Below are 17518 nucleotides of genomic sequence, written 5' to 3' on the forward strand. Positions count from 1 at the left end.
CCGCGTATGCGGCAGGGCAGGGATTATACGCCGGCATAGGCGCTGAAGCCGCCGTCCACGGGCAGCACGACCCCATTCACATATCCCGCCGCCTGCGGGGAGAGCAGGAAGAGCAGCGCGCCCGTCAATTCAGAAATATCCCCGAACCGGCCCGCCGGTATGCCGGACAGGATCTTTTCCGCGCGCGGGGTAAGCGAGCCATCTGCGTGGAGCAGGTTGGGGCGGTTCTGGTTGGTGATAAAAAAACCGGGGGCGATCGCGTTGACCCGAATGCCCGCCCTGGAGAAGTAGACGGCCAGCCATTGCGTGAAGTTGGAAACGGCGGATTTGGCCGCGCTGTAGGCCGGCAGCTTGGTCAGCGGCCGGATGGCGTTCATGGAGGAGATGTTGACGATGCAGCTATCTTTGCGGCCGGTCATGTCGGCGGAAAAAATCTGGGTGGGAAGCACCGTGCCGATAAAGTTAAGGTCGAACACCCGGCGGAAGCCGTTCAGGTCAAGCTGAAAAAAGGTTTTGAGCGCCGGCTCCACCGCTTCGGGGCGAAAATATTCGTCCTCCGTATTTCCATCCGGATGGTTGCCGCCCGCGCCGTTAATCAGGATGCTGCAGGGGCCGTGCGCGGCCAGAATCTGCGCGTGTACGCTTTCGAGCTGCGCCTTGTCCAGCACGTCGGCCCGATAGGCATATGCACGATACCCCGCTGCGGTCAGCGCATCCGCCGCAGCCTGCGCCGCAGGCAGGTTGATATCCAACAAGCACACGGTCGCATGCGCCTGTGCGAGCGCGCCCGCGAAATGGCTGCACATAATGCCGCCGGCGCCGGTGACAACAGCGGTGCGGCCGCCCAGGTCCAGGGGGAACGGGTTGGGCGTGAGCATGAAATTCAACTCCTTTTTTGTTCTAATTTTATTATATCAATATAATTAAAAAAATCAACATAGCAGCTAATCAGAAAATTAAATAGAAATATTGTGCGGTATATACAAAAAGATAAAAACAAATATATTGCTTTTGATAAATTGACACAAATGGAAAGAATCGCTATAATAGGAGCATACAAATTAGTTAATTCAATTAATTAATTTGAGACGAAATGTAGAGAAGGAAGAAGGAGGACACTATGAAAAGGTTAATCGCATTGGCATTATCACTCTCAATGGCAGTTTCTCTGACAGCCTGCGGTGGCGGAGACGACGCTGCGGGCGGCGATTCCGGAAGCCGTTCGCTGACGGTCAGCGGCCAGCCCTATTCGCACACACTCCCCGCTTACATCGGCCTGGAGGAAGGGCAGTTTGAAGACGTGGGGCTGGATGTGGAACTGATTATGTTCACGGGCGGCAATGTGCAGAACGAAGCGCTCGGCGCGGGCGAATGGGACGTTGGCTGCTACGGTTCGCCCCCGTCCATCACCGGCGGCATTGCCTACGGCGCCAAGGTGATCGGTTTCGGCTCGCCGGATACGGAAGCGGTCACGATCTGGGCGAGAAGCGACAGCGATATCGCGCAGATTCAGGGCCAGGTCGCGGGCTATGACGAGATCTACGGCAATGCGGATACCTGGCGCGGCAAGACCATCCTCTGCCCGCTCGGTACCTCGGCGCACTTCACTCTGGTCGCAACGCTGGAAAAGCTCGGTCTGACGACCGAGGACGTCAGCATCATCGATATGGGCGTTGCCCAAGCGTACACGGCGTTTAAGGCTGGCGAGGCTGACATTGTCTGCCTGTGGGACCCGCAGGGCTTCGACGCGGAGAACGAGGACTGGGTCTGCATTTCCTCCGGCAAGGCGACCGGCGAGGACCAGCCGACCGTTATCGTCGCCTCTGAGGAAGCGATCGAGACCAAGCATGACGAGATTCTGGACTTCCTGGACTGCTATTATCAGATCTGTGAGAAGTACGCGGACGATCTGGACGCATACGGACAGTACATGATGGATATCGGTCTGGACAACGGTGTGGAGCAGACCCTGGAGATCGCCACCCGCTGCGCAGAAAAGCGCCCGCTGTCCACGCTGGACGACGAGATCGAATGGTTCTCCGGCGAAAAGGGAACCCGCTATGTCGATACGACGATGGAAAACCTGATGGACTTCTTCGTGCAGACCGGCTCGATCGAAGAATCCGATAAGCAGTACCTGATCGAAAACAACTTTATCGACGACACCTTCATTCGAGAGCTTGCCGAGCGTCATGGCAAGACGATGAACTGACAACCCAAACACGTTTGTTGGCAAAGGAGGGGGGCTCTCCGCCCCTCTCCTTTTGTAAATCATCAAGTGAGGCAGGCTGGTGGATTATGAAACAAAACAAAAAACTCAAGCTGGTGCTGTTGAGCATACTGGGCCTGGTCCTGTTTTTCGGCATATGGGAATGCAGCGTCCGGTTCGGCCTGGTATCCGAGCGCACGCTGTGCGCGCCCTCCACAGCACTGGAAACCCTGTTCACCAAAATGGTCGAAAAGAAGCCGGACGGCGCGACCATTCCGGTGCATTTCCTGGCAAGCATCAAGCTTTCTTTGAGCGGCTTCCTGCTGGCGATTGTCATCGGCATCCCGCTCGGCTTGTTCATGGGATACTATAAGGTGCTGGATTCGCTGTTCACCCCGCTGTTTGAGATCATTCGCCCGATCCCGCCGATCGCATGGATCCCGATCATTATCCTGACCATGGGCATCGGCTTTAACGCAAAGGTATTCATCATATTTGTATCAGCGTTTGTGCCATGCGTGGTTAACTCGTACCTGGGCATCAAGCTGACCAACCAGACGCTGATTAACGTGGCGAAAACGTTCGGCGCCTCGCGATGGCAGGTGTTCACAAAGGTATGCATCCCCTCGTCCATGAACATGGTGTTCACGGGCATACGCATATCGCTCGGAAACTCCTGGTCCACGCTGGTCGCGGCGGAAATGCTCGCCTCCACGCAGGGCCTCGGCTATATGATCCAGATCGGCCGCTCGCTTAGCCGGCCGGAGATCATCATTGTCGGCATGGCGGTCATCGGCGTCACCGGCGCCATCATGAGCGGGTTGCTCAGCCTCTGCGAGAAAAAGGTTGCGCCCTGGAGGTATAAGTGATGAAAAATATCAAATGGGTGAATATACTGCTGTCCGTCTGCTCGATCGGTATTTTCGTTGTCCTCTGGGTGGTCCTTTCCGGACAGGAGGGCTCGATGGTACCGACACCGGCGGCAACGCTGGAGAAATTCCTGCAGATCATGGCCGACCCGATCGCTAACGCAACGCTGCCGGCGCATATCTGGGCCAGCCTGCAGCGTGTTCTGATCGCATTCTTCTTTGCGGTTGTGCTGGGCGTTGCGCTCGGCATCGGCATCGGCTGGAGCAAGGGCTTTAACGCGCTTTTCGGGCCGCTTTTCGAAATGCTGCGCCCGATCCCGCCGATCGCATGGATCCCCGTGATCATCCTGTGGTTCGGCATCGGCGAGCTTTCCAAATGGGTGATCGTATTCATCGGCTCGTTCGTGCCGATCGTGCTGAACACCAGCGCGGGCATCCGTGCGATCGACCCGCTGATGATCAGCGCGGGCAAGGTTCTGGGCGCGAACCGTAAGCAGCTTTTGGTTGACGTGGCGTTTCCGGCCACCATCCCCGCTATCCTGGCCGGCATCCGCACCGCGCTGTCGAGCGGCTGGATGTGTGTGGTTGCGGCGGAAATGATCGTGGCGCGGCAGGGCGTCGGCTTCCTGATCGTCCGCGGGCAGGAGAGCGGCGACACGGCGTTGATCGTCGTCTGCATGCTGGCAATCGGCGTGGTAAGCTTCCTGCTGTCCACGATACTGCAGAAAATGGAAGGAGTGCTTTGCCCGTGGCAGTTCTCAGAGACAAAATTGTGATCAAAAACCTCTCCAAAACATTCGCTTCCAAAAAGAACTCGGTAGAGGTTTTGAAGGATATCAACCTGACGGTGAAGGAAAACGAATTCCTCGTGATTCTGGGGCCGGGGCAATGCGGCAAAACCGTTCTGCTGAACATCCTTGCCGAGTTGGACGAGCAGACCTCGGGTACGGTGGAATTTGCGGACGGGCGGCCCAAAATGGGCGACTTGGGTCTGGTGTTCCAGCGCTACGCGCTTTTCCCATGGAAATCGGTCATGGGCAACGTAGAGATGAACCAGAAGCTCAAGGGCGTGGATAAGGCCACCCGACAGGCAAACGCGCAGAAATATATCGACCTGGTCGGGCTGCAGGGCTTTGAAAAGGCGCTGCCCAAGCAGCTCTCCGGCGGCATGAAGCAGCGCGTGGGCATCGCGCGCGCTTATGCCAGCGAGTCCGACATTATGCTGATGGACGAACCGTTCGGCGCGCTGGACGCGCAGACCCGTTATTCCATGGAGGACGAGATTCTCAAGATCTGGGAGAAGAACAAGCGCACGGTCATCTTCGTCACCAACAACGTGGAGGAGGCCATTTATCTGGGCGACCGGATCATCCTGCTCGGCGGCCATCCGACCAGCGTGAAGAAGGAATACATACCCGAAATGCCCAGACCAAGAAACTATACCGATCAGGCATTCCTGCGGCTTCGTAACGAAATCGTGGCGGATACCGATCTGAGCCTGTGACGCAGGGAGGTGTCCGTATGAGCGATCAAGTAAAGGTAAAGGTCAGGAACCTGACAAAATGTTTTGGCGACCTGAAAGTGCTGGACAATATCTCGTTCGATATCAATAAGGGCGACTTTGTCTGCATTGTCGGCCCGACGGGCTGCGGCAAGACGACGTTCCTCAACCTACTCGTCAAGCTGATCGAGCCGACCGAGGGGCAGATCCTGATCGACGGCGAACCGGCGGACCCGCAGAAGCACAACCTCTCGTTCGTGTTTCAGGAACCGTCCGCGTTCCCGTGGCTGACGGTTGAACAGAACATCCGCTTCGGGCTGGAAACCAAAAAGGTCGAGGAAAAGGTGATCAAGCAGCGCACGGATGAAATCCTGGAGATCCTCGGCCTGGAAAAGGCGCGCAACGCCTATCCGCATGAGCTGAGTACCTCGACCGAGCAGCGCATTGTCATCGGGCGCAGCTTCGCGCTACACCCCGACCTGCTGCTGATGGATGAGCCGTACGGCCAGATGGATATTAAAATGCGGTACTATCTGGAGGACGAGGTCATCAAGCTGTGGCAGGCGACCGGAAGCACGGTCATTTTCATCACGCACAACGTGGAGGAGGCGGTCTACCTCTCCAACAAGTGCCTGATTTTGTCGCAGAAGCCGACAACGGTCAAGGAAGAGCTGAAGATCGAACTGCCCCGCCCGCGCGATATTGCGAGCGAGGAATTCATCCGCCTGCGCGAATATGTAACGAGCCAAATCAAATGGTGGTAAGGGGCGAGGCGACATGAAAGGAAGACCGGTCTTCCCCGTACTGCTTCTTGCCGTGATTTGGGGTACCTATTATGTGGCGAGCCAGCAGACGGTGGCGGGCATGTCCGTGTTTTCAATGGGCGTATACATCCGCCTGATCGTCATGGTGTTCCTGACCGTGCTGATGGCGCTGCGCGGGGAACTGAAGCTTCTGCTGCAGGTGCGCTTTGTCTGGCCTAAGCTGGTGACGATCGGCGTGCTGGGCTTCCTGCTGGATGCGACCGCGTTCGTGGGCCTGTCGCTCGGCAGCGCCAGCACGGGTACGGCGCTGCTCAAGTGCGATATCCTGATGGTGGCGGTGATCTCCGCCGTGATCTACAAGACGCGCCTGAGCTGGAAGCAGTGGTGCTGCATCGTGGTCATGCTGCTGGGCGTGTTCATCACGATGGGGCTGAACCCCGCCCATCTGGAGCTGTTCAACCTGGGCAACCTGTTCTATCTGCTTAGCGCGCTCTTTGTGTCGATCAACGCGTTTGTAATCAAAAGCGCGCAGCACGACAAGCGCAACCCCGTGTGCGACAACGTGGTGGCGTACTACAACAATTTCGTCTGTATGCTGTGCTTTATCGCGGCATCCGCGGCGGCGGGCAGCCTGGGCGAGATCATGAACTGTATCCGCACGCCCTATTATGGCTGGATGCTGCTGCTCGCCAGCGTGGGGCAGACGCTGGTCTACATTGTTTACTATTACGACCTGCGGCGGTTCCCCGTATGGTTTGTCAAGGTGTTTCTGCTGTTCATGCCGGTCGTGGCGTCGCTGATCTGCTTTTTCGCGTTCGGGGAAAAGCTGACCGTGGTGCAGCTTGGCGGCATGGCGGTCATCCTGATTGGCGCGCTCGGTATTCTGCTGGAGCAGCGCAAAAACGAGACGGGCAGCATGGAACCTGTTGAGGAAAGAGGGTAAATTTCAAAATGGAAAAAGCGTTTCATTATTACATGCCGGTCAAGATCCTGTTTGATTACGGGGTCTCACAAAAGATGGCGTCTTACATCGCGGGCGAAAACGTGCTGATTATTTCCGACCCGTTCCTGTACCAGAACGGCGTGGCGCAGCGGATCGGCGAAAGCCTGATCGGCAAAACCGTCGGCTATTTCAGCGATATCGAGCCGAATCCGTCGTGCGAAAGCGTGGATGCCGCGGCCGCGGCCGCGCGCGCGCTGAAAGCGGACTGCGTGATCGGTCTGGGCGGCGGCAGCTCGATGGACGTTGCCAAGATCGTCGCCTGCCTGACGCGGGATGAGGGCAGCATCTACGACTATTACAGCGGCGGCACCAAGACCTTTTCCGAGCGCAAGACCATGCTGATCTGCGTACCCACGACCGCGGGTACGGGTAGCGAGGTCACGAATGTCGGCGTGTTCACGAATAAAAAGGCCGGCATCAAAATGCCGCTCGTTACCGACCGCTTCTGGGCGGATTATGCGGTGATCGATCCGGAACTGACCTATTCGCTGCCGCCCGCCGTGACCGCTTCGACCGGCATGGACGCATTCTGCCACGCGATCGAGGCGTATTGGAACAAGGAGAGCCAGCCCATGTGCGATATGCTGGCGATGGGCGCGATGCAGCTCATCCTCCGCTTTATCAAGAGGGCGTATGACGACCCGAACGATCTCGAGGCGCGCGGCGCCATGATCAAGGCGAGCATGATCGCAGGCGTGGCATTCAGCCAGACGCGCACGACCGGCATCCACGCGCTCAGCTTTCCGCTGACCACCGAGTACCACGCCAGCCACGGCACCGCCTGCTCGATCACCCTGCCGGCGTTTATCCGCCTGTGCAGGGAAGGGGCGGCGGAAAAGCTGCAGGCGCTGTCCGCCTACCTGGGTTATGCGGATGCGGGCGCGCTCGCGGACGCGGTCGAGGCGCTGATGGAATCCATGGGCATGCCGACCCGCCTGGGGCAGCTGGGCGTGCGGGAGGAAAACCTGGAGCATATCACCAAGGTCGGCTTGGGCGCGGCGATCATCCAGCTCACGCCCGCAGTAATGAATGAACAAACCGTATATGCACTGCTGAAAGGCATCCTGTGATAAAGAAGGGGAGGATATCTATGAAAAAGATTGTGATTGGTTCGGATAAGTCGGGCTTCCCGCTCAAGGAGGCGGTTAAGGCGCACCTGGTTGAGCTTGGGTATGAGGTGGAGGACTGCGGCACGCAGGATATGGAGCACGGCCAGCCGTATTACATGGTGGCGCCCGTGGTCGCGGAAAAGATCTCCAGGAAGGAGTATGAAAAGGGCATCCTGATCTGCGGCACCGGTATGGGCATGGCGATCGTGGCGAACAAATATCCGGGCGTTTACGCGGCGGTCTGCGAGAATACCTATGCGGCGGAAAAGTGTCGCGCCATCAACGACGCAAACATCCTGACCATGGGCGGCTGGATCACCGCGGACTTTGCGGGCTGCGCCATTGTGGATAAATTCCTGAACACCGCGTTCACCGAGAACCTGGAGCCGTGGCGCCAGGAGTTCCTGACCAAGGCGCGCGAGGAAGTCAAGGGCATCGAAAAGGGCATCTACCACAACTGAGGAGGGGAAAATATGGATATGCAGGCCAAAAAAGACCTCCAGAAATTTGCCGTTTCCATCCGAAAGGAGACCATGCGCGCGATCGGCACGCTGGGCGTTGGGCATGTGGGCGGCGCGCTGTCCATCTGCGACGTGCTGGCCGTGCTGTACGGCGGGGAAATGAACATCGATCCAGCCGACCCGCACAAGGAGGATCGGGACTGGCTGGTTTGCTCCAAGGGGCATGCGGGGCCGGCGGTATACGCCACGCTGGCGCTGAAGGGCTTTTTCCCAAAAGAGGAGTTGCTCACGCTCAACAAGCCGGGTACCAACCTGCCCAGCCATTGCGACATGAACCGCACGCCCGGCATCGACATGACGACCGGCTCGCTGGGACAGGGGACCAGCTCGGCCGTGGGCATCGCCTGCGGCAACCGCAAAAAGGGGTTGGATAACTACACCTACCTGATCATCGGCGACGGCGAGAGCCAGGAGGGCCAGGTATGGGAGGCCGCGCTTTTCGCGGCGCAGCACAAGCTGTCCCACCTGATCGCGTTTACGGATTACAACAAGTGCCAGATCGACGGGACGATCAGCGAGGTCTGCGAGCTGGGCGATCTGGCGGGCAAATACGAGGCGTTCGGCTGGTACGCGCAGAGCGTGGACGGACACGACGTAGAGCAGATCAGCGAGGCCATCCATAAGGCCAAGCAGCAGGGCGAGCGGCCCTCCATGATCGTGCTGAACACGGTCAAGGGCAAGGGCGTTTCGCTGGCCGAGGGCAAGGTCGGCTCGCACAACATGCCGGTTACCAGGGAGCAGATGGATCAGGCCATGGCCGAGCTGGACAGCCAGCTCGCGGCGCTGTAAAGGAGGGGAGAGCCATGGGCGTAATAGTAGCTGATTTTCACAAGCACGGCGATACCGAGCTGCGTAAGGTGTACTGTAGCACTCTGATGGAGCTGGCGGCGGAGGACGAGCGCGTCTGCGTTCTGGATGCGGACCTGATGAACGCCTCCGCGACCAAGCCGTTTGCGGCCGCGTTTCCGGAAAATACGTTTGACTGCGGCGTACAGGAGGCCAACATGCTCGGCGTGGCGGCGGGCCTGTCCGCGACCGGACAGATCCCGTTTACCCATACGTTCGCGCCCTTTGCGGCGCGCCGCGCCTGCGACCAGATCTTTGTCTCCTGTGCCTATGCCAAGCAGAATGTCAAGATCGTCGGCTCCGACCCCGGCATCACGACCGCGCTCAACGGCGGCACCCACATGCCGTTTGAGGACATCGCGATCATGCGCAGCATTCCGGAGATCACGGTCGTGGAGCCTGCGGACGCGGTCGCGGTACGCGAGATCGTGCGCATGGCAAAGGAGGCGTACGGCGTCTGGTATATCCGCCTGCACCGCAAGACCGCGCCCGCGATTTACGAGGCGGGTACGACGTTCGAGGTTGGCAAAGCCAACCTGCTGCGCGATGGCAAGGACGTGACGATCATCGCGATGGGCTTCTGTGTGGCCGAGGCGCTCAAAGCGGCCGAGCTGCTGGAAAAAGAGGGGATACAGGCGCGCGTGCTGGATATGTTTTGCGTAAAGCCGCTGGACGAGACGGCAGTCATCCGTGCGGCGCAGGAGACCGGCGCGGTCGTGACTGCGGAAAACCACAACGTCATCAACGGCCTGGGGAGCGCGGTCGCGGATGTGCTTGCATCGGCCTGCTGGGCACCGCTGGAAAAGGTCGGCGTGCAGGACGAGTTCGGCGAAGTCGGTCCGGTGGATTACCTACAGGAGCGTTTCGGCCTGACGGCGCAGGCGATCTGCGAAAAGGCGAAAAAGGCGATCGCGCGAAAGTGAGGGAACGGCATTGAAAAACAGAAAAGCGCATATGACCGCGGTGGGCCGCATTGAGCTGGCCGACTGCCCAATGCCGGCGGCGGGCGCGGACGAGGTAGTCGTCCGGATGGAGTACTGCGGCATCTGCGGTTCGGACGCGCATTTTTACAAGGAGGGCCGCATCGGGAAAAAGGTGGCGCCGCTGCCGTTTATCCTGGGGCATGAGGTGTCGGGATATGTGACCGAATGCGGCGCGGATGTGACTGCTCTGCAGCCCGGCGATCGTGTGGCGCTCGAGCCGGGCGTACCCTGTGGCAAGTGCGAGCTTTGCCTGACAGGAAAATACAACCTCTGTCCGGATGTGCATTTCCTCGCGGCGCCGCCGTATGACGGCGCGCTGCGTAAGTTCATGGCCTTTCCGGCCAAAATGTGCTTCAAGCTGCCGGACGATATGACCATGCAGGAGGGCGCCATGCTGGAGCCGCTCGCGGTCGGCATGCATGCGGCCAGGCGCGGCGGCGTTGGGCTGGGGAAGAGCGTCTGCATCCTGGGCTCGGGTACCATCGGCATTATGACGCTGCTGGCCTGCAAGGCCATGGGCGCGACCGAGATCATCGTGTCCGACTTGGTGGGGCACCGGCTGGAGAGCGCGAAGCGTCTGGGCGCGACGGTCACGGCCAACCCCAAAGAGGTGGATGTGACCGAGGCCGTATTGCAGGCGACGGGCGGCAAGGGCTGCGACGTGGTCTTTGAAACGGCGGGCTCGCCGGTGACAATGTCGCAGACCGGCCGGTATGTCAAAAGCGGCGGCGTGATCGTTGTGGTGGGCAACATTGCACAGGATGTCAGCTATAATTTTTTGGAGATATCCCGCAAGGAAGTGGAGATCCGCACGGTGTTCCGCTACCGTAATATTTATCCACTCGCAATCGAGGCGGTCGAAAAGGGCTATATCGACCTCAAGGCGATCGAGCCGAAGGAATTCCCGTTTGAGCAGGCGGACGAGGCTTTCCAGTATACGATCACCCATGCGCAGGAAGTCATCAAGACCCTGATTAAAGTCTCAGACTGACCCAATACGGCGGCACGCAGGCAGTCGGCCCTGCGTGTCGCTTTTTTGCGCGGAGGAACACGGTGCCGCAAAAAAATACAAAAACAGCGCCGCGCCGCCGTCAGGTGTGCTATAATAGCAGCAGTGTAGCCGCCGTGCGGCTGTGTTGGGAGGGGATAACTACGGAAAAGGTAAAGGCGTTTCTCAAACGCAAGGACATTGTAATCTCGGTCCGGCGGTACGGGATCGACGCGCTGGGGGCAATGGCGCAGGGGCTGTTCTGCTCGCTGCTGATTGGGACAATCATCGATACGGTAGGTGCACAGTTCGGCATCCCGTTTCTGACCATGCCGGTCGCGACGGTGAGCGACGTATCCTACACAGTGGGCGGCCTGGCCTCCGCGATGAGCGGGCCGGCGATGGCGGTGGCGATCGGCTATGCGCTGCGCTGCCCGCCGCTCGTGCTGTTTTCGCTGATTACGGTCGGCTTTGCGTCCAACGCGCTGGGCGGCGCGGGCGGGCCGCTCGCCGTGCTGTTTGTGGCGGTCATCGCCGCCGAGCTGGGCAAGGCGGTCGCGGGTGAGACCAAGGTGGACATCCTGGTCACCCCGCTGGTCACGATCGGCGCGGGCATTGCGCTGTCCGCCTGGTGGGCGCCCGCGCTGGGAGCGGCGGCGATGCAGGTCGGCAGCCTGATTATGTGGGCAACCAATCTGCAGCCGTTCCTGATGGGGATTGCGGTGTCCGTGCTGGTGGGCGTGGCGCTGACGCTGCCCATTTCCTCCGCCGCGATCTGCGCGGCGCTCGGTCTGACCGGTCTGGCGGGCGGCGCGGCGGTGGCGGGCTGCTGCGCGCAGATGGTCGGCTTTGCGGTCATGTCGTTCAAGGAGAACCGCTGGGGCGGGCTGGTGTCTCAGGGGATCGGCACCTCCATGCTTCAGATGGGCAACATTGTCAAGAACCCGCGCATCTGGATCGCGCCTATCCTGACCTCGGCCATCACCGGACCGATTGCGACCTGTGTATTTGGTTTGCAGATGAATGGTACGCCGGTTTCCTCGGGCATGGGGACGTGTGGACTGGTCGGCCAGATCGGGGTTTATACCGGCTGGATGAACGATATCGCGGCCGGAACCAAGGCCGCCGTTACGGCGCAGGACTGGGTTGGGCTGCTGCTGGTATCGTTCCTTCTGCCAGCGGTGCTGTGTCCGCTGATCAACCTGGCGGTACGCCGTCTCGGCTGGGTCAAGGATGGGGACATGAAGCTGTGAGCGCGCGGCGGCACCAATGCCAACGCCTGTAGGAGCGGAGGGCGGATGCCTTTGCAATGATAGAGGACATTATAACCTTTGTGGAAGTACATGCAACATAATATTGGTATTGTGAACAAAACGACACGCTTCTGGTTGGACAAACTTACAGTTTTACCGGCTTTCCGAGCAAAGCTATTGACAAAAGCGCCGCAGTTATAGTATGCTTCCATCAGAAAATCATACAGGCTTGTGACTGGTATGGCAGGCAAGACCAAACAACCGAACGGGAAATATTATCCGTATTCGGGCGTTTGGTCTTTTTTGTTTTAACAGCACGGTTCAGATTCAGAAGATGAAGGGGAGTTGCACTATGAAAACATTTCAGTATGAGATCACCGATCCCATTGGTATCCACGCTCGTCCGGCAGGACAGCTGGTTAAGACCGCGAAGGCGTTCCAGAGCAAGGTCATGGTGGAGTATAACGGGAAGCAGACCGAGGCTACCCGCCTGATGAGCGTGATGGGAATGGGCATCCGGCATGGCAGCGTGGTCACCGTTACCATGGAGGGACCGGACGAGGAGGCTGCGGCGCAGCAACTTCAGGCGTTCTTTCGGGAGACGCTATGACCTCGGCGGAGCTGGGCGGGCAGGAGGCCTACCGGATCAGCCGCGTCATTGGCAACAATTTTGTATGTATCATTGACCCTGATGGACGCGAGGTTATCCTGCGCGGCTTGGGGATCGGCTTCAAAAAGCAGTCGGGCGACCTTGTACCCGCGTGTAAGGTGGAGAAGATCTACGACCTGCGCGATCCGGAGAAATCCTCCCGCCTGATGGAGCTGCTCGGCGACGTGCCGGCGGAATTTCTGGATGTCAGCACGGAGATCATAGAGGAAGCGAAAAGGATGACTGGACGGCGGCTGAGCGAAAATATTTATATCACCCTGACCGATCACATCTGCTTTGCGGTGGAGCGCCTGCGCACCGGCACGGCGTATTCCAATCAACTGCTGTGGGAGATCACAAACTTCTACCCCACCGAGTTCGCCATGGGGATTCAAGCGCTCGATATCATCGAGCGGCGGCTCGGTTACCGCCTTTCCAAGGATGAGGCAGGATTCATCGCGCTTCATATCGTCAACGCGGAGATCGACGGGCGTATGGCCGACATGGTCCGCATCACCGAGCTCATCAGCCGCATTGTCGCAGAGGTGCAGGCGTATTATGGCGTTGCGCTGGACGACCAATCCCTGGATTACGGGCGGTTCATCACCCACCTCAAATTTCTGGGACAGCGCATTACACAGGGCCAGTATGCACAAGATAATGATTCCGAGTTCCAGTCCATGATCGTCCGGCGCTACCGGTATGACTACCAGTGCGCCGAGCGCATCCGAGATGATTTGGCGCAGGCGTTCTCCATCCGGCTGCCGCCGGAGGAGATGACCTTCCTGACCATCCATTTGCACCGCCTTGCCATGAATATGGGTATATCTGATAAAGAGGAGTAAGGTATATGAAAGATAAGATTTTTGGCGTGCTGCAGCGTGTCGGCCGTTCGTTCATGCTGCCGATCGCGATCCTGCCGGTAGCCGGCCTGTTCCTGGGCGTAGGCGGGTCGTTTACCAATGAAACCATGCTGGAAACCTATGGCCTGATGGGGCTGATGGGGCCTGGCACGTTCATCAACGCGATTTTGCAGGTACTCAACGCGGCCGGTTCGGTCGTGTTCGATAACCTGCCGTTGATCTTTGCCATTGGCGTCGCCATCGGCATGGCCAAGCAGGAGAAGGAGGTCTCCGCCCTGTCGGCGGTCATCGCGTTCTTCGTTATGCACGCGACCATCGGTGCGATGATTGGTGACTTCGGCGCGCCCGACCTGTCCGGCGCGACCGCGAGCGTGCTGGGCATCAATTCGCTGCAAATGGGTGTGTTCGGCGGTATTATCGTCGGCTTGGGTACGGCGGCGCTGCACAACCGCTTTTACAAGATTCAGCTTCCGCAGGTGCTCAGCTTTTTCAGCGGCACGCGCTTCGTGCCGATTATCTCAGCGGCGGTCTACCTGGTGGTGGGCATCGCAATGTATTATATCTGGCCGGTGATTCAGAGCGGCATCAACGCGCTCGGCGGCTTTGTCCTCGCGTCCGGCTATGGCGGCACCTGGCTGTACGGCTTTATTGAGCGCGCGCTCATCCCGTTCGGTCTGCACCATGTGTTCTATATTCCGTTCTGGCAGACCGCGCTCGGAGGCACGGCCATGGTGGGCGGCGCGCTGGTGGAGGGCGCGCAGAACATCTTCTTCGCCGAGCTGGCCACTCCGGACATCAAGCATTTCTCGGTCGAGGCGACCCGCTTTATGGCCGGTAAGTTCCCGCTGATGATCTTCGGCTTGCCGGGCGCGGCGCTCGCGCTGTATCGCTGCGCCAAGCCGGAAAACCGCAAGGCGGTCGGCGGCCTGCTGCTCTCCGCGGCGCTGACCTCCATGCTCACCGGTATCACCGAGCCGCTCGAGTTCACCTTCCTGTTCGTCGCGCCGGTGATGTATGTGGTACACTGTGTGTTTGCGGGCGCGTCTTATATGATTATGCACATCCTGAACGTCGGTGTAGGCCTGACTTTCTCGGGCGGACTGATCGACCTGACGCTGTTCGGCGTGATGCAGGGTAACGCCAAAACGAGCTGGCTGTGGATTCCAGTGGTGGGTGTTATCTACTTCATCGTCTACTACCTGGTGTTCTCGTTCATGATTAAGAAATTCGACTATAAGACCCCGGGCCGCGACGACAGCGAAATCAAGCTGTACACCCGCAAGGATGTCAACGCCCGCAAGGAGGGCGAGGCGGCTGCGCAAGGCGGCCGCGAGGATTCGCTCTCGCGCCAGATCATGGTGGGTCTGGGCGGCAAGGCTAACATTTCGGATGTGGACTGCTGTATCACCCGCCTGCGCTGCACGGTACACGATGCGTCCAAGGTCGACCAGCAGCTTCTGAAGGAAACCGGCGCTTCGGGCGTCATCTGCAAGGGCCAGGGCGTACAGGTGGTCTACGGCCCGCGCGTATCCAACATCAAGTCCGATCTGGAAGCCTTCCTGGCCTCTCCGGTGAGCGACCAGGCCGCGCCGGAGCCCGCAGCACCTTCAGCGGCTCCAGAAACGGCTTCTTCCGATCCTGCGGCCGGTCAACCCATCGTTATCGCGTCCCCGCTCGCGGGCAAGGTGATCCCGCTCGAGGACGTCGCGGACGGTGTGTTCTCCGAAAAGATGGTGGGCGACGGCTTCGCGGTCGAACCGTCGGGCAACCAGGTTTACGCGCCGGCCGACTGCGAGGTGGCGACCGTGTTTGGCACCAAGCACGCCATCGGTCTGGTGATGACGGAGGGCTGCGAGCTGCTTATCCATCTGGGCATCGACACCGTGCAGCTGGGTGGCGCGCCCTTTACCATCCAAGTCAAGGAGGGCGACACGCTCAAGAAAGGCGACCTGATTGGCAGCTTCGACGAAAAGGCCATCCTGGACGCGGGCTATCGCACGGTAACGCCGGTAGTGGTCACGAATTCGGATCAATACTCGTCGTTTGAGCTGTGCAAAACCGGCGCGGTAAAGCCCGGGGAGAACGTGCTCACGGTGAAATAACAGCGGAAAAATAAGAGCAGAGGCGGCATGCCGGAACGGGCGCCGCCTCTGCTGTTTTTTCGTTACGATGGGGAAGGAGACAGCGCCGGTATCCTCCAGACAAAAAAGAAAGACCTGATTTCAAATGAAATCAGGTCTTTTATGGTTGCGGGGGCTGGACTTGAACCAACGACCTCCGGGTTATGAGCCCGACGAGCTACCAACTGCTCTACCCCGCGATATAAGCCCCTTGCTTTAAGGAGCCTATTAACTATACCATGATTTGAAAGGGTTGTCAAGAGTGTGTAAAGAAAAAACGTCGACAATTTACGCGGGCGCATCCCGCTCCGGAAAATAGGGAAGCTCAAACCAGAAGGAAATGCCACCCTCCACGTTTTCCGCGCCGCAACTGCCGTGCAGCGTGTCCGCGATCGCGCGCACCAGGGACAGGCCGATGCCTGTGCCGCCGGCCTCGCGCGTGCGCGCGCGGTCGGTGCGGTAAAATTTTTCCCAGATCTTCGGCAGCTCATCCTCCGGCAGCCCGTCGCCCTCGTTGAATATGGCCAGCCGCATCCCATTTTCGGTATAGGCGGCGGTGATCTCGATGCGGCCGCCATCCGCCGTGTAACGGATCGCGTTGGACAGATAGTTCATAAGCACCTGCTCAAGCAGGTCGCCGTCCGTGCGGATGGTGACGTGCGTATCCGCATACCGGACGGCCAGGCCACGGCTTGCACACAAAACGGCGGTCTTTTCGACCGCGTTCCGACAGAGGGCGTATAGGTCGATATCCTCGTAATAGGTCTGCTCCGCGCCCAACTCGAGCTTGGAGAGGTTCAAAAGCTGCATGACCAGCTTGTTCATGCGGTCGGCCTCGTCCGCGATTGTGTCGCAGTAAAATTTCCGGTCCTCCGGATCGTCGGCCACGCCGGCGGTCAGACCCTCCGCATAGCCCTGTATCAGCGCGATCGGCGTTTTCAGCTCATGCGAAACATTGACGATAAATTCACGGCGCATGTTGTCCACGCGTTCTTTTTCCTTGATTTCCAGAGCAAGCTGGTCGTTGGACTCCTGCAGCTCGCGGATCGTCTGCTCCAGGTAAGCGGACAAGCGGTTGAGCGACTGGCCGAGCTGGCCGATCTCGTCGCGCTCGCCGCCCTGATACTGGGTGGAAAAATCCAGCTCGCTCATCCGGTCGGCCACGCCGGCCATGGCGATCAACGGGCGGGTGAACTGGCGGGAGATGAAAAAGCCGCAGACCAGACAGATCAGCAGCGCGCAGCCGCCCGCGATCAGAAGGAAAACCAGGTTAAGGGAGGAGTTCTGCTCGATATAGGCGTACGGCATATAGGCGAACAGGCAGTCGCCCGCATTACGGTCGAGTGCGCCGACCAGGCAGAGGTATTGGTCGTTATCCCAAAGGGAGACGTTCAAAAACTGGTAATTATGCTTGGTGATAAATTCGCGGTCCATGCTCTGCGCGATTGAGCTGAGGATGGCATAGCTGCGGTACTGCTGCTCCACCCGATTGAAATCGGGGAGATGGAACTGCAGCGGTCCGTCCTCCTCTGGTCGGGCCGCGTCCGGAGAAAACGCGGAGGAATACAGCACCGTCCCGTCCGCACGGACCACGGACAGGCGGATGGCAGAGCGACTTTCGTAGCTGTCCAGCACGGCCGCGATATCCTCCACGTTGCCGGTATAGCTGCCACGCATGCTTTGATAGGCGTCGCGCAGCTCCCCGCGGCGCGTCAGCATGTAATAATCCTCGTAAAAGAACAGGTTGAGCAGCAAAAGCACGCCGATAAAGACCAGCGCAACGGCGCTGATCGCGGCAAAAAACTTAAACCGGATCGAATGGCCCTTCATGTTGTATCCG

At 59.1% G+C, this 17518-nt stretch carries 17 protein-coding genes and 1 tRNA gene; 15 read left to right on the forward strand and 3 right to left on the reverse strand.

Features of this window, described 5'->3' with window-relative positions:
* Nucleotides 1–23: 23 nt before the first annotated feature.
* Complete coding sequence (locus tag RX717_RS02170; protein WP_107631076.1) at nucleotides 24–878, reverse strand: SDR family oxidoreductase; 855 nt, start codon at nucleotides 876–878, stop codon at nucleotides 24–26.
* A 242-nt stretch (nucleotides 879–1120) separates the two neighbouring features.
* On the opposite strand from RX717_RS02170, the gene RX717_RS02175 reads away from it, so the two are divergent.
* From RX717_RS02175 to RX717_RS02245, 15 genes are all read left to right on the forward strand, one after another.
* A complete protein-coding gene (locus RX717_RS02175) occupies nucleotides 1121–2212 on the forward strand; it encodes an ABC transporter substrate-binding protein (RefSeq protein WP_082397182.1) in 1092 nt (363 codons plus the stop codon).
* 86 nt (nucleotides 2213–2298) lie between these two features.
* Entirely contained in the window at nucleotides 2299–3078 is a 780-nt protein-coding gene (locus RX717_RS02180) for an ABC transporter permease (RefSeq protein WP_054327543.1), read from the forward strand.
* Nucleotides 3078–3854 (forward strand): ABC transporter permease, encoded by a 777-nt coding sequence (locus tag RX717_RS02185; protein ID WP_054327542.1) that lies wholly within the window; start codon nucleotides 3078–3080, stop codon nucleotides 3852–3854. Before RX717_RS02180 ends, RX717_RS02185 begins: the two co-directional genes overlap by 1 nt.
* Entirely contained in the window at nucleotides 3827–4582 is a 756-nt protein-coding gene (locus tag RX717_RS02190) for an ABC transporter ATP-binding protein (protein ID WP_054327541.1), read from the forward strand. The genes RX717_RS02185 and RX717_RS02190 overlap by 28 nt, the downstream gene beginning before the upstream one ends.
* Nucleotides 4583–4599: 17 nt before the next feature.
* Nucleotides 4600–5343, forward strand: coding sequence for an ABC transporter ATP-binding protein (locus RX717_RS02195; RefSeq protein WP_107631075.1), 744 nt, complete (start codon nucleotides 4600–4602; stop codon nucleotides 5341–5343).
* Nucleotides 5344–5356: 13 nt separating this feature from the next.
* Nucleotides 5357–6286: a DMT family transporter gene (locus RX717_RS02200; RefSeq protein WP_054327540.1), complete on the forward strand. Its 930-nt coding sequence runs from the start codon at nucleotides 5357–5359 to the stop codon at nucleotides 6284–6286.
* An 8-nt stretch (nucleotides 6287–6294) separates the two neighbouring features.
* Complete coding sequence (locus RX717_RS02205; RefSeq protein ID WP_107631074.1) at nucleotides 6295–7416, forward strand: iron-containing alcohol dehydrogenase family protein; 1122 nt, start codon at nucleotides 6295–6297, stop codon at nucleotides 7414–7416.
* Nucleotides 7417–7436: 20 nt separating this feature from the next.
* Complete coding sequence (locus tag RX717_RS02210) at nucleotides 7437–7916, forward strand: RpiB/LacA/LacB family sugar-phosphate isomerase (protein WP_054327539.1); 480 nt, start codon at nucleotides 7437–7439, stop codon at nucleotides 7914–7916.
* Between the two features lie 12 nt (nucleotides 7917–7928).
* A complete protein-coding gene (locus RX717_RS02215; RefSeq protein WP_147574170.1) occupies nucleotides 7929–8765 on the forward strand; it encodes a transketolase in 837 nt (278 codons plus the stop codon).
* A 14-nt stretch (nucleotides 8766–8779) separates the two neighbouring features.
* Complete coding sequence (locus tag RX717_RS02220; RefSeq protein WP_107631072.1) at nucleotides 8780–9745, forward strand: transketolase family protein; 966 nt, start codon at nucleotides 8780–8782, stop codon at nucleotides 9743–9745.
* Between the two features lie 10 nt (nucleotides 9746–9755).
* Nucleotides 9756–10796, forward strand: coding sequence for an NAD(P)-dependent alcohol dehydrogenase (locus RX717_RS02225; RefSeq protein WP_107631071.1), 1041 nt, complete (start codon nucleotides 9756–9758; stop codon nucleotides 10794–10796).
* 155 nt (nucleotides 10797–10951) lie between these two features.
* The gene (locus tag RX717_RS02230) at nucleotides 10952–12046 is read left to right on the forward strand and encodes a PTS transporter subunit IIC (protein WP_054327551.1); all 1095 of its coding nucleotides are present in this window, start codon (nucleotides 10952–10954) and stop codon (nucleotides 12044–12046) included.
* A 352-nt stretch (nucleotides 12047–12398) separates the two neighbouring features.
* Nucleotides 12399–12656 carry an HPr family phosphocarrier protein gene (locus RX717_RS02235; RefSeq protein ID WP_107631070.1) on the forward strand — a complete coding sequence of 86 codons (258 nt, stop codon included), beginning with the start codon at nucleotides 12399–12401 and terminating at the stop codon, nucleotides 12654–12656.
* Nucleotides 12653–13540 (forward strand): BglG family transcription antiterminator LicT, encoded by an 888-nt coding sequence (gene licT, locus RX717_RS02240; protein ID WP_054327537.1) that lies wholly within the window; start codon nucleotides 12653–12655, stop codon nucleotides 13538–13540. Before RX717_RS02235 ends, licT begins: the two co-directional genes overlap by 4 nt.
* Nucleotides 13541–13545: 5 nt before the next feature.
* Entirely contained in the window at nucleotides 13546–15660 is a 2115-nt protein-coding gene (locus RX717_RS02245) for a PTS transporter subunit IIABC (RefSeq protein WP_107631069.1), read from the forward strand.
* Nucleotides 15661–15802: 142 nt separating this feature from the next.
* Here the strand turns inward: RX717_RS02245 and RX717_RS02250 are convergent.
* Both RX717_RS02250 and RX717_RS02255 read right to left on the reverse strand, forming a co-directional pair.
* Nucleotides 15803–15878 (reverse strand) — tRNA-Met (locus RX717_RS02250).
* A gap of 88 nt (nucleotides 15879–15966) precedes the next feature.
* Entirely contained in the window at nucleotides 15967–17508 is a 1542-nt protein-coding gene (locus RX717_RS02255; RefSeq protein ID WP_054327528.1) for a sensor histidine kinase, read from the reverse strand.
* Nucleotides 17509–17518: the final 10 nt, after the last annotated feature.

The organism is Intestinibacillus sp. NTUH-41-i26 (genome assembly GCF_032769475.1).
GTDB lineage: Bacteria > Bacillota > Clostridia > Oscillospirales > Butyricicoccaceae > Agathobaculum > Agathobaculum ammoniilyticum.